At 62.5% G+C, this 15,909-nt stretch carries 14 protein-coding genes; 10 read left to right on the plus strand and 4 right to left on the minus strand.

Annotated elements, in window-relative coordinates; translation table 11 throughout:
- The first annotated feature begins 74 nt into the window (after positions 1-74).
- Positions 75-1,367 carry a putative hydroxymethylpyrimidine transporter CytX gene (cytX, locus tag J1N02_RS16110; RefSeq protein WP_108573631.1) on the plus strand — a complete coding sequence of 431 codons (1,293 nt, stop codon included), beginning with the start codon at positions 75-77 and terminating at the stop codon, positions 1,365-1,367.
- On the opposite strand, the gene J1N02_RS16115 is transcribed toward cytX, so the two are convergent.
- A complete protein-coding gene (locus tag J1N02_RS16115; protein ID WP_027604921.1) occupies positions 1,336-2,082 on the minus strand; it encodes an RsiV family protein in 747 nt (248 codons plus the stop codon). The genes cytX and J1N02_RS16115 overlap by 32 nt on opposite strands.
- Positions 2,083-2,275: 193 nt before the next feature.
- Here J1N02_RS16115 and J1N02_RS16120 point away from each other — a divergent pair, with 193 nt between their 5' ends.
- The 8 genes from J1N02_RS16120 (at position 2,276) to J1N02_RS16155 (ending at position 11,069) form a co-directional block, all read left to right on the plus strand.
- Positions 2,276-2,893, plus strand: coding sequence for an NUDIX domain-containing protein (locus J1N02_RS16120; RefSeq protein WP_027604920.1), 618 nt, complete (start codon positions 2,276-2,278; stop codon positions 2,891-2,893).
- Positions 2,884-3,333: a DUF1249 domain-containing protein gene (locus J1N02_RS16125; RefSeq protein ID WP_017526444.1), complete on the plus strand. Its 450-nt coding sequence runs from the start codon at positions 2,884-2,886 to the stop codon at positions 3,331-3,333. Before J1N02_RS16120 ends, J1N02_RS16125 begins: the two co-directional genes overlap by 10 nt.
- A gap of 97 nt (positions 3,334-3,430) precedes the next feature.
- Complete coding sequence (gene cpdA, locus J1N02_RS16130) at positions 3,431-4,246, plus strand: 3',5'-cyclic-AMP phosphodiesterase (RefSeq protein WP_027604919.1); 816 nt, start codon at positions 3,431-3,433, stop codon at positions 4,244-4,246.
- A 49-nt stretch (positions 4,247-4,295) separates the two neighbouring features.
- Positions 4,296-4,904, plus strand: a complete 609-nt coding sequence (locus J1N02_RS16135; protein WP_092359380.1) for a YqiA/YcfP family alpha/beta fold hydrolase — start codon at positions 4,296-4,298, stop codon at positions 4,902-4,904.
- A gap of 43 nt (positions 4,905-4,947) precedes the next feature.
- Complete coding sequence (gene parE, locus J1N02_RS16140) at positions 4,948-6,852, plus strand: DNA topoisomerase IV subunit B (protein WP_027604917.1); 1,905 nt, start codon at positions 4,948-4,950, stop codon at positions 6,850-6,852.
- Positions 6,852-7,847 (plus strand): esterase-like activity of phytase family protein, encoded by a 996-nt coding sequence (locus J1N02_RS16145; protein ID WP_092359378.1) that lies wholly within the window; start codon positions 6,852-6,854, stop codon positions 7,845-7,847. The genes parE and J1N02_RS16145 overlap by 1 nt, the downstream gene beginning before the upstream one ends.
- Before the next feature lie 73 nt (positions 7,848-7,920).
- Positions 7,921-10,185, plus strand: coding sequence for a DNA topoisomerase IV subunit A (gene parC, locus J1N02_RS16150; protein WP_027604915.1), 2,265 nt, complete (start codon positions 7,921-7,923; stop codon positions 10,183-10,185).
- 173 nt (positions 10,186-10,358) lie between these two features.
- The gene (locus J1N02_RS16155; RefSeq protein ID WP_027604914.1) at positions 10,359-11,069 is read left to right on the plus strand and encodes a PqiC family protein; all 711 of its coding nucleotides are present in this window, start codon (positions 10,359-10,361) and stop codon (positions 11,067-11,069) included.
- 168 nt (positions 11,070-11,237) lie between these two features.
- On the opposite strand, the gene J1N02_RS16160 is transcribed toward J1N02_RS16155, so the two are convergent.
- Positions 11,238-12,770 carry an AhpA/YtjB family protein gene (locus J1N02_RS16160; protein WP_027604913.1) on the minus strand — a complete coding sequence of 511 codons (1,533 nt, stop codon included), beginning with the start codon at positions 12,768-12,770 and terminating at the stop codon, positions 11,238-11,240.
- 133 nt (positions 12,771-12,903) lie between these two features.
- Here J1N02_RS16160 and serB point away from each other — a divergent pair, with 133 nt between their 5' ends.
- On the plus strand, positions 12,904-14,118 hold the full coding sequence (gene serB, locus J1N02_RS16165; protein ID WP_027604912.1) for a phosphoserine phosphatase SerB: 1,215 nt from the start codon (positions 12,904-12,906) through the stop codon (positions 14,116-14,118).
- A gap of 50 nt (positions 14,119-14,168) precedes the next feature.
- Here the strand turns inward: serB and asd are convergent, their stop codons facing one another.
- Positions 14,169-15,029, minus strand: coding sequence for an archaetidylserine decarboxylase (gene asd, locus J1N02_RS16170; protein ID WP_003171334.1), 861 nt, complete (start codon positions 15,027-15,029; stop codon positions 14,169-14,171).
- Between the two features lie 16 nt (positions 15,030-15,045).
- Positions 15,046-15,861: a rhodanese-like domain-containing protein gene (locus J1N02_RS16175; RefSeq protein WP_027604911.1), complete on the minus strand. Its 816-nt coding sequence runs from the start codon at positions 15,859-15,861 to the stop codon at positions 15,046-15,048.
- Positions 15,862-15,909 lie beyond the last annotated feature (48 nt).

A 15,909-nucleotide genomic window follows, 5' to 3' on the forward strand; every position in this document is an offset into this window, starting at 1 on the left:
GGGGGCTTGTCGAGTCGTCGCACCGCCCCGATTGCAATCTTTCAAACAAAAAATGCCCCTCAGAGATAACACCCTTGAGCATTCAACCCAGCACCTACTCCCCCGACATCGCGGTGCCTGCTGACAAACGCGTCTTCGGCGCCCGCGACCTGTTTTCCCTGTGGTTCTCCCTCGGCATCGGCCTGATGGTCCTGCAAACCGGCGCCTTGCTCGCGCCGGGCCTGGGCTTGTCCGGTTCCTTGCTGGCGATTTTCCTCGGCACCCTGGTCGGCGTGCTGTTGCTGGCCGCCGTCGGTGTAATCGGCAGCGACACCGGCCTGTCCGCCATGGCCGCGCTCAAGCTCAGCCTCGGGGCCAAAGGCGCGAGCCTGCCGGCGTTGCTGAACCTGCTGCAACTGATCGGCTGGGGCTCGTTCGAGATCATTGTGATGCGCGATGCCGCCAGCCTGTTGGGCGTACGCGCGTTCAGCGACGGCAGCCTGTTGGCCAGTCCGTTGCTGTGGACACTGTTCTTCGGTGGTTTGGCGACCTTGCTGGCGGTCAGCGGGCCATTGACCTTCGTACGGCAGATCCTGCGCAAATGGGGGATCTGGCTGCTGCTGGCGGCCTGCCTGTGGCTGACCTGGAACCTGTTCGCCAAGGCTGACCTCGGCGCACTCCGGGCCCAGGCCGGTGACGGTTCGATGCCCTTTGCGGCGGGCTTTGATATCGCCATCGCCATGCCGCTGTCGTGGTTGCCGCTGATTGCCGATTACTCCCGCTTCGGCAAGCGCGCCAAAAACGTGTTTGGCGGTACGGCGCTGGGCTTCTTTATCGGTAATTTCTGGCTGATGAGCCTGGGCGTGGCCTACACCCTGGCGTTTGCGCCCAGCGGTGAAGTGAATGCGCTGTTGCTGGCGCTGGCCGGGGCCGGCCTGGGGATTCCGCTGCTGCTGATCCTGTTGGACGAGTCGGAAAACGCCTTTGCCGATATTCACTCGGCGGCGGTGTCCAGTGGGATGCTGTTGCGTGTGAAGGTCGAGCACCTTGCCCTGGCCATTGGTGTGATCTGCACCCTGATTGCCTGTTTTGCCCCGTTGGCGCAATACCAGAACTTCCTGTTGCTGATCGGCTCAGTGTTTGCGCCGTTGTTCGGCGTGGTGCTGGTGGATCATTTCATCCTGCGCCGTCGTGGTCATCATGGCACGCTCGCCGGCCTGCGTTGGCCGGCTCTGTTGGCCTGGCTGGGTGGCATCGGCACGTATCACCTGTTGGCCAACCTGTACCCGGACATCGGCGCAACCCTGCCGGCGCTGGTGCTGGCAGGGTTGTTGCAGTTCATCCTGGGACGGGCCTTCAGCGGCGCGCGGGCACCAGCTCAGGCTTGAGGATGCCTTCCAGGCGCGAGTAGGGGATCTGCAACTCGACATGGCCCAGGGCGTACGGCGCGATGGTGCTGGTGGGGTACTTGAGGATCACGCCCCCGTAGGTCAGCGCCACGTTCGGGGTTTTCTGGAACGGGTAGGTTTTCACGAACTCCGGTTCCAGGCTCAGGCGGGTGCTGATCAGCCAGCTGTTATGCGCCACCTGGGCGGCTTTCCAGAACGCGTCTTCCTTGCCTGGCAGCAGCATATCGCTCAGCCACAGGGCTTTTTGCTGCTGGCGCGAATAGTTGATGAACGCGCGGCCAGGCTCGCCGTGGGTGGCGCCCTGATCCAGGTAGCTGGACAGCTCGATGATTACCAAACCGTCATGCTGCTCCCGTACCTTGGCCTGCAAGTACATGCTGTTGCGTGGGGCGGCGGTGCCGAGGAATTGCTCGCGATAGGACTCCAGGCTCGACGGCAGCGGGTCGCCCGCGTTGGTGCGGGTCATTTCCAGCAGGCGTTGTTCGATCAGGGCATCCAGCTTGGGTTCCTTGGCAAAGTGCACGGTGTCGATATTCACCAGCGGGCAATCGCTGGCGGCGCAGCCCGGCTTGCTCTGCTCGCTGGCGTCGCGGGTGGCTTCCAGCGGTGTGCGATAGCTGGGTTGGAACAGGCTTTGGCAGGCGCCGAGGGTCAGGGCGATGCAGGCCACGGAGGCGATTTTTAAAAGCGACATGGATGTCCTTCGTCTATCGATAAGAGCGAAATTGTGCAGCTTCGACTACCAGCAAGGCAGTCAGTTCGCCACTAAGCTGATTGAGCGTGAGTTTGACCTCCTCCGTCTGGCCCGGCAACCGCAAAGGGGCTGCACCAAGGGGCACGAGCGCGTTAGGATGGCGCGAATTGCACCGGACATGATGAGGAAGGGTATGACAGACATTGCGAAATCGACGCCGAGCACGATCGAGATTGTTCAGCGCGACAATGCCTACAAGGGCTTCTACCAGCTCGATCGCGTGCAATTGCGCCACGAAAAATTCGCTGGCGGCATGAGCCGAGTGATCAATCGCGAAGTCTTCGTCCGTCACGACGCCGTGTGTGTTCTGCCCTACGATCCGCAGCGTGATGAAGTGGTGCTCAACGAGCAGTTTCGCGTGGGTGCCATGGGCCGTACCGACAATCCATGGTTGATCGAGATGGTCGCCGGCCTGATCGACAGGGATGAGCAGCCGGAGGAGGTTGCACACCGCGAGGCCGAGGAGGAAGCTGGGCTGACGTTCTCCGCACTGTGGCCGATCACCAAGTATTTCCCGTCGCCCGGTGGCAGTACCGAATTTGTCCACTTGTACCTGGGTCGCTGCGACAGCTCGGGGGCCGGTGGTGTCCATGGACTGGAAGAAGAGGCAGAAGACATCCGCGTCACGGTCTGGGCTTTTGAAGACGCCCTGCAAGCCGTGCGCGACGGCAGGATTTCCAACGCAGCCAGCATTATCGCCCTGCAATGGCTTGCGCTTAATCGCGCGGAAGTGAGGGGGTTATGGCAGTAAAGGCACGGGAACGTTATCGAGTCGACCTGATCGGGCTGCAAGCCGCCTGCGAGGCCAACTATGCGCGGCTGATGCGCCTGTTGCCCGACATGCGCCACACCCCGGAGGCGCGCCGCATCGGCGTGACCCATGGCGACCAGATGCTGGGCGTGCTGGCCCTGGAAGTCATCGTCAATTGCCCGTACACCACCACCCTGCGGGTGCGCCAGGAACACAGCCTGCCGTGGCTGCCGGTGCCGCAGCTGGAAGTGCAGGTGTACCACGATGCGCGGATGGCCGAAGTGATCAGCGCCGAACATGCGCGGCGCTTTCGCAGCATCTATCCTTACCCGAATGTGTTCATGCACCAGCCCGATGAGAAAGCACAGCTCAATGTGTTCCTTGGTGAATGGTTGAGCCATTGCCTGGCCCTGGGCCACGAGTTCGAAGTCGTGCGGTAGATGTGAACTGCGTCTGCTTCCTGGGTTTCCTCTTTGTATCCTGCCCCAGCATAATCGCCCTACCTCCATTTTCCTGTGATTGCCCTGGGAGAGCGCCTTGCCGAGCGTATCCACCGTGAACCCCGATGCGCCGGCGTTGCTGGTGCAATTGTCCGACAGCCACCTGTTTGCCGAAGCCGACGGCACGCTGCTGGGCATGAACACCCGCGAGAGCCTGCAGCGGGTGGTTGAGTTGGTGCGCCGGCAGCAGCCGCACATCGACCTGATGCTGGCCACTGGGGATCTGTCCCAGGACGGCACGCTGGAGTCATACCAGCAGTTTCGCGCTCTGACCGCGGCCATCGGCGCTCCCATGCGCTGGATTCCCGGCAACCACGACGAGCCGCAGATCATGGCCCACGCCGCGGTACACAGCGACTTGCTCGAACCGGTGGTGGATGTCGGCAACTGGCGCGTTACCCTGCTGGACTCCGCCGTTCCCGGTTCCGTGCCCGGCTACCTGCAGGACCAGCAACTGCAACTGTTGGCCCAAGCGCTCAGCGAGGCGCCGAGCCGGCACCATCTGGTGTGCTTCCATCATCACCCTGTGCCCATCGGCTGTGCCTGGATGGAACCGATCGGCCTGCGCAACCCCGAAGCCCTGTTTGCCGTGCTCGACCGTTTTCCCCAGGTCAAGGCCGTGCTCTGGGGCCATGTGCACCAGGAGATCGACCGCGAGCGCAACGGCGTGCGCCTGCTGGCTTCGCCGTCCACCTGCATTCAGTTCGCGCCGGGCAGCGAGGATTTCAGCGTCAGCGAGCAAGCGCCGGGTTATCGCTGGCTGCGCCTGCATGCCGACGGACGGCTGGAAACCGGGGTGGAACGCCTGGTCGGCTTCGCGTTTACGGTGGATTACGGTAGCAACGGCTACTGAGATTTACCTGTAAACTGCGCCTCTTTGGCTGAAGCACGGAGAGCCCGGCATGTCCGCTTCGATCCTGTATATCCACGGTTTCAACAGCGCGCCCGCGTCCAACAAGGCCTGCCAACTGGTGACCGTGATGGATGCCCTCGGCCTGGCCGACCAACTGCGTGTGCCGGCCCTGCATCACCATCCACGTCAGGCAATTCCTCAATTGGAGGAAGCCATTGCCCAGCTGGGGCGGCCGCTGCTGGTCGGCAGCTCGCTCGGCGGCTACTATGCAACCCATCTTGCCGAGCGCCATGGCCTCAAGGCACTGCTGGTCAACCCGGCGGTCAGCCCCCATCGGATGTTCGACGGTTACCTGGGCACCCAGAAGAACCTCTACACCGATGAAACCTGGGAACTGACCCACGACCATGTCACGGCGCTGGCCGAGCTGGAAGTACCGGCACCCCAGGACGCCGCGCGTTACCAGGTGTGGTTGCAGACCGGCGATGAAACACTGGATTATCGCCTCGCCCAAGGGTATTACCGCGCCTGTGCCTTGCGCATCCAGGCCGGTGGCGACCATGGTTACCAGGGGTTCGCCCGGCAATTGCCGGCGCTGTTGAGTTTTGCCGGCATTGGCGCAGATCAGTATCAATCCTTCGACTTTGCAGCACTGTAAAGCCGCAGGTCACTTTTAATCGAACGACTCACGACGAGACCCCATGGCCACTCCCAGCGCTAGCTCTTATAACGCCGACGCCATCGAAGTCCTCTCGGGCCTCGACCCGGTGCGCAAACGCCCCGGCATGTACACCGACACCAGTCGGCCGAACCACCTTGCCCAGGAAGTCATCGACAACAGTGTCGACGAAGCCTTGGCCGGGCACGCCAAGTCGGTGCACGTCATTCTTCACGCCGACCACTCCCTGGAAGTGTCCGACGATGGTCGCGGCATGCCGGTGGACATTCACCCGGAAGAGGGCGTGTCGGGCGTCGAGCTGATCCTCACCAAGCTGCACGCTGGCGGTAAGTTCTCCAACAAGAACTACCAGTTCTCCGGTGGCTTGCACGGTGTGGGTATTTCCGTGGTCAACGCCCTGTCCACGCTGGTGCGGGTCAAGGTCAAGCGCGACGGCAACGAGTACGAGATGACCTTCGCCGATGGCTACAAAGCCACCGACCTGCAGGTCATCGGTACCGTCGGCAAGCGCAATACCGGCACCAGCGTGTACTTCGCGCCGGACCCTAAGTACTTCGACTCGCCGAAATTCTCCATCAGCCGCCTCAAGCACGTGCTCAAGGCCAAGGCCGTATTGTGCCCGGGCCTGCTGGTGACCTTTGAAGACAAAGGCACTGGCGAGAAAGTCGAGTGGCACTACGAAGACGGCCTGCGTTCCTACCTGGAAGACTCCGTCAGCGATTTCGAACGCCTGCCCAACGAGCCGTTCTGCGGCAGCCTGGCCGGCAACAAGGAAGCCGTCGACTGGGCGCTGCTGTGGCTGCCCGAAGGCGGCGACAGCGTGCAGGAAAGCTATGTCAACCTGATCCCCACCGCCCAGGGCGGCACCCACGTCAACGGTTTGCGCCAGGGCCTGCTGGATGCCATGCGCGAATTCTGTGAATACCGCAGCCTGCTGCCCCGTGGTGTGAAGCTGGCGCCGGAAGACGTGTGGGAGCGCATTGCGTTCGTGCTGTCGATGAAAATGCAGGAACCGCAGTTCTCCGGCCAGACCAAGGAGCGCCTGTCGTCCCGCGAAGCGGCGGCGTTTGTCTCCGGTGTGGTCAAGGATGCTTTCAGCCTGTGGCTCAACGAGCACCCGGAACTGGGCCTGGCCCTGGCGGAACTGGCGATCAACAACGCCGGCCGTCGCCTCAAGGCCAGCAAGAAGGTCGAGCGCAAGCGCATTACCCAGGGCCCGGCATTGCCGGGCAAGCTGGCCGATTGCGCCGGGCAGGACCCGATGCGCTCCGAGCTGTTCCTGGTCGAAGGCGACTCCGCCGGTGGTTCCGCCAAGCAAGCGCGGGACAAGGAGTTCCAGGCGATCCTGCCGTTGCGCGGCAAGATCCTCAATACTTGGGAAGTCGATGGCAGCGAAGTCCTTGCCAGCCAGGAAGTGCACAACATCGCCGTGGCCATCGGCGTCGACCCGGGCGCAGCCGACATGAGCCAGCTGCGCTACGGCAAGATCTGCATCCTCGCCGACGCCGACTCCGACGGCCTGCACATCGCGACCCTGCTGTGCGCGTTGTTCGTGCAGCACTTCCGGCCGTTGGTGGATGCCGGTCACGTCTACGTCGCCATGCCGCCGCTGTACCGGATCGACCTGGGCAAGGAGATTTTCTACGCCCTGGACGAAGCCGAGCGCGATGGCATTCTCGACCGCCTGGTGGCCGAGAAGAAGCGTGGCAAGCCGCAGGTCACCCGATTCAAGGGCCTGGGTGAAATGAACCCGCCGCAACTGCGTGAAACCACCATGGACCCCAACACCCGGCGCCTGGTGCAGTTGACCCTGGAAGACTTCGCCGCCACCTCGGAAATGATGGACATGCTGCTGGCGAAGAAACGCGCGCCGGACCGCAAGTCCTGGCTGGAATCCAAAGGCAACCTCGCCGAGGTCCTGGGCTGATGCGCACAGGTTTCGCCCTGGCGATCCTGATGTTGAGCGGGCTGGTGGCCACTTCGGTAGTTGCCGCGCCCGTGGCTGAGCTCAAGCTGGTGTCCGAACACCCGGTGGACGGCATGCGCGGCGGGAACCTGTCGGGCCTGGCGCTGTGTGGCAAGGCGCTGTGGACGGTTTCCGATCGTGATGACGACCAGATCTACCGTCTCGATACCCGTGCGCCGACCTGGCAAGCCGAAGCGGTAAGCATCGATGTGCCGCCGGTGCCGGAATCCGGGTTGCCCTGGGGGCTGCGTTCGCGCACTAAGGCTGCGTCGTTCATTCGCGGTGGCGACCTGGATTTCGAAGGCATCACCTGCGATGCCGCCGGCAATCGCTACATTGTCAGCGAAGCCCATGCGGCGGTGCTGCAGGTGCCGGTGAACGGTGCGCCTGAATGGTTGAAGATCGCCCCGGGCATGGTGCGTGAAGCCCGGGCCAGTGGCATGTTGCTGCACTTCAATGCGTTGTTCGAAGGCCTGGCAATCAACCCCGAGGGCAATCAGCTCTGGCTGGCTGCGGAGCGTGAGCGGCGCGGCCTCATCTCCATCAAGCGCCCGCAAAGCCTTTGGGATTGCGACGGCCCTTGCGTGTTGCTGAGCGAGGCCGGCCAGGAGATGCAGCCGGCCAAGTTCGTCGGTGCCAAGGCGGTGTCCAAGGATTTCGCCGATCTGTCACTGTTCAACGGCAAGCTGTTTACCCTGGAGCGCAATGCGTTCCAGATCTGCCGGCGCGATACGGTCACGGCCAAGGTCGAGCTGTGCTGGTCGTTCGCCGACGAAACCCTGACGCCCGAGCGGCGTTACGCCCAGCCCTATGGCCTGGCCGAAGCCCTGGTGGTGGACGCAGACGGTGCCTGGCTGGGCATCGACAATAATTTCGGCCCCCGCGCCGATGGGGAAAAACGCCCCATGGTCTATCGTTTTGCCGCCCCCGCCGGCGGCTGGAGCGCCCAGCCATGAGCGGCTACTTTTTTGAATCGATCCGGCGCGGCGGCATTTCCGCTGCGCCTTACCAAACAATGATGAGGCCCGCATGAGTGACATCCTCGCAGACAGCTTAGATGGCGTAGAACGCCGGTCGCTGGCTGACTTCACCGAAAATGCCTACCTCAACTACTCCATGTACGTGATCATGGACCGTGCCTTGCCGCATATCGGCGACGGCCTCAAGCCCGTACAGCGGCGCATCATCTACGCCATGAGTGAGTTGGGCCTGGACGCCGACTCCAAGCACAAGAAGTCGGCGCGTACCGTCGGTGACGTGCTCGGTAAGTTCCACCCCCATGGCGATTCGGCGTGCTACGAAGCCATGGTGCTGATGGCCCAGCCGTTCAGCTACCGCTACACCCTCGTCGACGGCCAGGGTAACTGGGGTGCGCCGGATGATCCCAAGTCCTTCGCGGCCATGCGTTACACCGAGGCGCGCCTGTCGCGCTATTCGGAGGTGTTGCTCAGCGAACTGGGCCAGGGTACCGCGAACTGGGGGCCGAACTTTGACGGTACTCTCGACGAGCCCCTGGTGTTGCCCGCACGTTTGCCGAATATCCTGCTCAATGGCACCACCGGTATCGCGGTCGGCATGGCCACCGACGTACCGCCGCACAACCTGCGCGAAGTCGCCACCGCCTGCGTGCGCTTGCTGGATGAGCCAAAGGCCACGGTCGAGCAGCTGTGCGAGCATATCCAGGGCCCGGATTACCCGACCGAAGCGGAAATCATCACGCCGCGCGCCGACCTGCTGAAGATGTACGAAACCGGCAAGGGCTCGGTGCGCATGCGTGCCGTGTATCACATCGAAGACGGCGACATTATCGTCACCGCCCTGCCGCACCAGGTATCCGGGGCCAAGGTGCTGGAGCAGATTGCTGCGCTGATGCAGGCCAAACCGTCGAAACTGCCCCAGGTCGCTGACCTGCGTGACGAGTCCGACCACGAAAACCCCTGCCGCATCGTGATCATCCCGACCAATAGCCGGGTCGACCACGAAGTGCTGATGCAGCATCTGTTTGCCAGCACGGACCTGGAGTCCAGCTACCGGGTCAACGTCAACATCATCGGCCTGGACGGCAAGCCGCAGTTGAAGAACCTGCGCAACCTGCTGGTCGAGTGGCTGGAGTTCCGGATACAAACCGTACGCCGCCGCCTGCAGTTCCGCCTCGACAAGGTCGAACGCCGCCTGCACCTGTTGGACGGCTTGCTGATTGCCTACCTCAACCTGGATGAAGTGATCCACATCATCCGTACCGCCGAGCACCCGAAAGCCGAGCTGATCGCGCGTTTCGAGCTGAGCGAGATCCAGGCCGACTACATCCTCGACACCCGCTTGCGTCAGTTGGCACGCCTGGAAGAGATGAAGCTGCGCGACGAACAGGACGCGCTGCTCAAGGAGCAAGCCAAGCTGCAAGCCCTGCTGGGCAGCGAAGCCAAGCTGAAGAAGCTGGTGCGCAGCGAGTTGATCAAGGACGCCGAAACCTATGGCGACGACCGCCGTTCGCCAATCGTGCAGCGTGCCGAAGCCAAGGCGCTGACAGAGACCGAACTGCTGCCGAACGAGAAAATTACCGTCGTTCTGTCGGAAAAGGGTTGGGTTCGTTCAGCCAAAGGGCATGATATTGACGCCACTGGTCTGTCGTACAAGGCCGGTGATGGCTTCAAGACCGCTGCGGCTGGGCGTTCCAACCAGTTTGCGGTGTTTATTGACTCCACCGGGCGCAGTTATTCGGTGCCGGCCCATACCTTGCCATCGGCGCGGGGGCAGGGCGAGCCGTTGACCGGTCGCCTGACGCCGCCACCTGGGGCGAATTTTGAATGTGTGCTGCTGCCGGATGACGATTCTCTGTATGTGATCGCTTCCGACGCGGGCTACGGGTTCGTGGTCAAGGGTGAAGACCTGCAGGCCAAGAACAAGGCGGGCAAGGCATTGTTGAGCCTGCCGAACAACGCCAAGGTCATCCTGCCGCGTCCGGTGGAAGACCGCGAAGGCAACTGGCTGGCGTCGGTGACCACCGAAGGGCGCTTGCTGGTGTTCAAGATCAGCGATCTGCCGCAGTTGGGCAAAGGCAAGGGCAACAAGATTATTGGTATTCCCGGCGAGCGGGTGGCCAGTCGCGAAGAGTACGTGACCGACATCGCGGTGATCCCGGAAGGTTCCACCCTGGTGCTCCAGGCCGGCAAGCGCACGTTGTCATTGCGCCCCGACGACCTCGAACACTACAAGGGCGAGCGTGGTCGTCGCGGTAATAAACTGCCCCGCGGCTTCCAGCGTGTGGATGCTTTGCTGGTGGAGACGCCGGTTTAAGGCGTATTAGAGCCCTCGATCTACGATTTAAAGCGTAGATCGACGCTTTGGCGCTGGAGTCATGGCGCATATTCACGGATGATATGGCCTTTCCAGCGCCGGCGTGGCCGAGCGTGTTTAGGTTATTTTTAGTATTACATTGTGGTTCGCCTTGTGGCAGCCACCTGGATGGGATGATGACTGCTCCACGCGTTCCTCTATTTTTGATGCTCGCTGGCCTTTTGGGGTTGGCGGGTTGCAGCACACACCAGCCTGTGTCGCTGTACCAGCTGGACAGCGGAAGTCCAGCTCAGCCAGCCCAGACCGCTGGCATGGCCGTTTTGCTCGGGCCGGTGGTCGTCGCCGACTACCTGCAACGCGAAACCCTGCTGCAACGTCAGAACGATGGAAGCCTGCAAGGTTCCACCGATGGTCGCTGGGCAGGCAGTTTATCGTCTGACATCAACCAGTTGATGTTGCGTCAGGTGGCCGGTCAGTTGGACAGCCAGCGTGTGGTCCTGGCGCCCGCGCCAACCGGCTTCAGCCCGGATGTGCAGGTGTTGCTGACCATTACCCGGCTCGACTCCGGTAAATCACAACCGGCGATCCTCGATGCGCAATGGCGCTTGATCGACCGTCGCGGCCAGGTGCGTGATAACCGCATCGTGCACCTGCAGGAAGAACATGCCGGCACCACTGCGTCTCAGGTTCAGGCCCAGGGCGTGCTGCTGCAGCAATTGGCGCAGCAGTTGTCGGTGGCCCTCAAGCCCCTGGCCAACCAGCCCCCCATCGCCGAGGCGCCCCGTAAGTCGGCCCCGGTACAGGCCAAGCCGGCAGAGCCGCAAAAGCCGAAGATGCCGATGGCTACGCCGATCCGTACGGATATGGAAGTGTTCAGGTTCTGATCTGAATGCCACATAAACAAAAGGCCCGCTGATTCAGCGGGCCTTTTGTTTGTGTGCGATTTACTTGGGGTTTGTGGAGATCCAAATATGGGAGGGGGCAAGCCCTAATGCTTTTTGTAGGAGCGAGCAAGCTCGCTCCTACAGGAGACATTAGTCCGGCGGTGTGCTTCAGGGCTTGGAGCGGGTCTCATGCATCCGTGCCAACTGCCGCTCCAGCATCGATGGATACGGTTCCATCAACCGTTCCACGCAGCTTGCCCCCTCGGGGCTGGCAATCGGGCGGATACGCGCGCGTTGGCGGATCAGCGTGTCTTCACTGATCTTGCGCTCCACCAGCAGCAGGTTGCGGCTGTGCTGGGACAAGGCCAGTGCGTCCTGGGCGTTTTCAGTCAGCAGCAGGTCGATCTGGCTCATGCCGAACAGGTCGTCGCCCACGGTGAGGCCCAGTTGCAGTTGCAGGGTGATGCCGCTGTCGGCGACTTCGATCTGCAATTCATGGCCCAGGGCGCGCAGCAACTCACCACAGCAAATCGCATTGGTCAGGTAGTCTTCGCCGCTGTCTTCGCTGTGGAACAGCATCAGCGTGCTGCCGTCGTTCAGGGTGTGCAGTTCGCTCTGGTACAGCGAGGCGGCCTGGTCGAGGCAGTCGCGGTAGCGCTCCAGCAGTTCGGTCAGGCGTGCGCGGGGCAGGCGACGCAATTGGTCCTGGGCACCCAGTTGCACGGCGAGCACAGCGCTGTACTGCGGCTCGCTGCTGCGTACCGGCGCTGCCTTGGGGGCGATTGCGGGGCTGTCGGCTGACGTATCGCGCAGGTCGGCGAAGGGGTCTTCATCGTCCAGCTCGTCTTCTTCGGCCTTGAAGGCATGGCGCGGTGCCGGCTTGAGGCCCGCCACCGGCGGACGCTCGTCGAAGCCCGGGTCACGCAGGTTGCGCACTTCGAACTCGGGCTCTTCGTCGTAATCGGTGTCGTCGTATTCAGGCTCTGGCTCGACCTCGGGCACCACCGGTTCCGGGGCGAAGCTGGCGTGCAGCTGGCGGGCAAGGTCGCCGATTTCATCCTGGCGGTCGGTTGCCGGGGTGTGCTCGTCGATGTCCCGCAGCCAGATGCGCAGTTGCATGAGCGGCGTGGAGATATGCCGCCCCAGGCGCAGGCTCAGGGCCAGGGCCAATGCCAGCAGGATGGCGCTGAGGATGCCCATGCTTTGCAGGCTGATGGTCATCGGCTGCTGGAACTGCTGCATGTCGAGGCTGATACGCAGTTGGCCGGCCTTCACATCCTGAAATGTGATATTGCTCTGGTACAGGCCTTCGGCTTCGCCCAACAGGCCGTTTTTCGGGCGCTGCCCGGCTTCGGCCATGATGCGGTTGTCCACGCTGTAGATGGCAGCATGGGCCACCAGCGGGTTCTTGGTCAGGTTGTTGAGCAGCACGTTGAGGCTGAGGATGTCGTTGGACACCAGCAGCTCAGTCGCCGAAGTGGCGGTCTGCGTGGTCAGGCTCTCGCCCAGGGCGTCGGCCTGCTCGTGCATGGCCTGCTTGAATTGCAAACCCATCACGCAGGCGTAGATCACCAGGGCCAATGCGACCAGGATCACGTTATGGCTGGCGATGCGTAATGCGATCGGTACACGGCGGTGGCGCAGTGCCCGGAAGATCAGCAGGAAGAAGTTGTCGGTTTTTACTGGCGTGGGCCGGTTCACTTGAGCTCGGCTCTTGGTCCGTGAAGTTGACGCGCAGTATAGCGACAGGCCCAAGACCGGCAAAGCGCTGGCTGTGCCCGATGGTCACTGAAAGTGGGTAGAATGCGGTTTTTTTCCAGCCTGGGGGTGCGCCTTGCGCGAAATTGTCCTGATTAACATCACTGGTGAAGACCGCCCAGGTCTTACCGCAGCCATTACCGGCGTTCTGGCCCAGGGTGGTGTGAACATTCTCGACATCGGCCAGGCGGTGATCCACGACACGCTGTCGTTCGGCATCCTGGTGGAAATCCCCAGCACCGAGCAGGCCTCATCGGTGCTCAAGGACATCCTGTTTACGGCGTATAAGCTCGATCAGCAGGTTCGTTTCACCCCGGTGTCCGAAGCGGATTACCAGCAGTGGGTGGCCGGCCAGGGCAAGAAGCGCCATATCGTGACGCTGCTGACCCGCAAGGTCACCGCCGAACAGCTGCAGCGCGTCAGCTCCATTACCGCGCAGTATGGTTTGAACATCGACCATATCGACCGTCTGTCGGGGCGCATGCCATTGGACACCCCGGCCGACAAGGGCAAGGGCTGCATCGAGTTCTCCGTGCGCGGTGAGCCGGCCGACCCGCAAGCCCTGCGCGCCGAATTCCTCAGCGTGGCCCAGGAGCTGAATGTCGATATCGCCTTCCAGGAAGATTCTCTGTTCCGCCGCAACCGCCGCCTGGCGGTGTTCGACATGGACTCCACGCTGATCGAAGCCGAAGTTATCGACGAGTTGGCCAAGGCGGCCGGCGTGGGTGAGCAGGTGTCCGAAATCACAGAGCGCGCCATGGCCGGGGAATTGGATTTCCGCGCCAGCTTCAAGGAGCGCCTGGCCTTGCTCAAGGGCCTGGACGTGAGCGTGCTGGACTCCATCGGCGCGTCGCTGCGCCTGACCGAAGGCGCCGAAACCCTGTTTGCCGAACTCAAGCGCCTGGGCTACAAGACAGCAATCCTGTCGGGTGGCTTCACCTACTTCGCCAAGCAATTGCAGGCCAAGCTGGGCATCGACTATGTGTTCGCCAACGAATTGGAAGTGGTGGATGGCAAGGTGACCGGCGTCGCGGTCGAGCCGATTGTCGATGCGCAGCGCAAGGCGGACCTGCTGAAGGAATTGGCCCACAAGGAAGGTTTGCGTCTGGAGCAGACCATTGCGGTCGGTGACGGCGCCAACGACCTGCCGATGCTGGCCATTGCCGGTTTGGGTGTGGCATTCCGTGCCAAGCCATTGGTCAAGCAATCGGCCAAGCAGGCGATTTCTACCCTGGGGTTGGATGGCGTGCTGTATCTGCTGGGTTTTCGCGACCGCGACGGTCAGTTGTAACTGACTAAATGTGGGAGGGGGGCAAGCCCTCTCCCACATTGGGTTCGGCGTCAGGCTTTAGGTAACGCGATGCCTTGGCCCATCTGCACCGGCGAACCTGCCACCAGTTCTTCAGCCCACTTCACCTGATCCGGCCCGAACAGCACGATCGCAGTGGAGCCCAACTTGAAGCGACCCAATTCCGCACCCTTCTCCAGGTGAATCGGCGCGCGGGCAGCTTCGTCATAGCGGAAGGTTTTCAGCTCGCGCTTCGGCGGAGTCACCAGGCCGGCCCATACGGTTTCAATCGACGCGACAATCATCGCTCCCACCAATACCACGGCCATCGGGCCGCGTTCGGTGTCGAACAGGCAGACAACGCGCTCGTTACGCGCAAACAACTCCGGCACGTTTTCGGCGGTGGTCTGGTTCACCGAGAAAATCCGCCCAGGTACGTAGACCATTTCACGCAGGGTACCGGCCAGAGGCATATGCACCCGGTGGTAGTCCTTCGGCGACAGGTAGATGGTGGCGAAATCACCGCCCATGAACGGCGCGGCGACCGCTGCATCGCCGCCCAGCAGTTCCAGTACGCTGAAGCTGTGGCCTTTGGCCTGGAACACGCGACCGTGTTCGATGGGGCCAAGCTGGCTGACCGCGCCATCGGCTGGGCTCAGCACTGCGCCAGGGGTCTGGTCGAGTGGGCGGGCGCCGTCTTTCAGGGCGCGGGTGAAGAAGGCGTTGAAGTGCTCGTAAGCGGTCACGTCTTCTACCAGGGCCTGGGACATATCCACTTGATAGCGCTTGGCGAACCACGTGGTGAAGGCATTCTTGAACCAGCGCACGCGGCACTCGGCGATGCAGCCGGCCAACCGCGACAGCAGGTGGTGCGGCAGCAGGTACTGGCTGAGGATAAACAACTGCTTTTTCATTGACTGTCCTTAAACCTTAAATCTCGACGGGGGTGTCGGGGTGGTTGCCCCATTCGCCCCAGGAACCGGCATAACCTTTGACTCGCGGATAACCGAGCGCCTTGGCCACCAGGTAGGTGAAGCCAGAGCGATGATGAGTCTGGCAGTGGGTGATGATTTCTTTGTCTTTGGTCAGCCCGAGGTCTTCGAGGATCTGCGGCATGTCGCGGCGAATGCGCAGGTTGCGCGCCTTGTCCATGCCGGCGGTCCACTCGAAATTCACCGCGCCGGGGATGTGGCCGCCTTTGGCCGCGAGGACTTTCTCGCCGGAGTATTCCAGCGGGCCACGCGCATCCCAGATGCCCAGGTCGGCAGCGCCGAGACGGCTTTGCAGGTATTCGCGGGTGGCAGTGGGGCCATCGTGCAGCGTAAGGCTGACCGGGCCGCCGGCCGGGGCGGGCACGTCGGTGGAGAGCGGGTGCTTGCCCTCCAGCCACGCCAGCAGGCCGCCATCCAGGTAGTGGTATTTCTGGTGGCCGATCACATCGAGCATCCAGATGAAACGCCCGGCCCAGCCACCGCCTTCGTCGTCATAGACCACGTAGGTGGCGTCGGGCGTGTGGCCCAGTTCGCCGAACAGTTTCTCAAGCTCGGCCTTGCCGGGCAGCAGGCCGGGCGCCGGCGCCTGGCCCAGTTGGGTGCGCTTGGGGTCAACGAAGTGCGCGCCGGGGATGTGCCCTTCGGCGTAGCGGGCGGCACTGGTGAGGTCCACCAGAATCAGGTGTTCGGCATCCAGTTGAGCGAGCAGGTCACTGGATTCGATCACCAGCGGCAAGCCAGAGAAGTCAGGCATGTGAGGTCTCCTGGGCACGAATGTTGGCGATTAAAGGACGGCGATTGT

It is taken from the genome of Pseudomonas sp. NFX5, assembly GCF_049132125.1.
Classification (GTDB): domain Bacteria; phylum Pseudomonadota; class Gammaproteobacteria; order Pseudomonadales; family Pseudomonadaceae; genus Aquipseudomonas; species Aquipseudomonas marginalis.

What these genes read in the sequence shown, in the direction of transcription:
- J1N02_RS16115 (WP_027604921.1), bottom strand. Translation starts at nt 2,082, where the DNA reads ATGTCGCTTTTAAAAATCGCCTCCGTGGCCTGCATCGCCCTGACCCTC.
- J1N02_RS16120 (WP_027604920.1), top strand. Translation starts at nt 2,276, where the DNA reads ATGACAGACATTGCGAAATCGACGCCGAGCACGATCGAGATTGTTCAG.
- J1N02_RS16125 (WP_017526444.1), top strand. Translation starts at nt 2,884, where the DNA reads ATGGCAGTAAAGGCACGGGAACGTTATCGAGTCGACCTGATCGGGCTG.
- J1N02_RS16135 (WP_092359380.1), top strand. Translation starts at nt 4,296, where the DNA reads ATGTCCGCTTCGATCCTGTATATCCACGGTTTCAACAGCGCGCCCGCG.
- parE (WP_027604917.1), top strand. Translation starts at nt 4,948, where the DNA reads ATGGCCACTCCCAGCGCTAGCTCTTATAACGCCGACGCCATCGAAGTC.
- J1N02_RS16145 (WP_092359378.1), top strand. Translation starts at nt 6,852, where the DNA reads ATGCGCACAGGTTTCGCCCTGGCGATCCTGATGTTGAGCGGGCTGGTG.
- parC (WP_027604915.1), top strand. Translation starts at nt 7,921, where the DNA reads ATGAGTGACATCCTCGCAGACAGCTTAGATGGCGTAGAACGCCGGTCG.
- J1N02_RS16155 (WP_027604914.1), top strand. Translation starts at nt 10,359, where the DNA reads ATGATGACTGCTCCACGCGTTCCTCTATTTTTGATGCTCGCTGGCCTT.
- asd (WP_003171334.1), bottom strand. Translation starts at nt 15,029, where the DNA reads ATGAAAAAGCAGTTGTTTATCCTCAGCCAGTACCTGCTGCCGCACCAC.
- J1N02_RS16175 (WP_027604911.1), bottom strand. Translation starts at nt 15,861, where the DNA reads ATGCCTGACTTCTCTGGCTTGCCGCTGGTGATCGAATCCAGTGACCTG.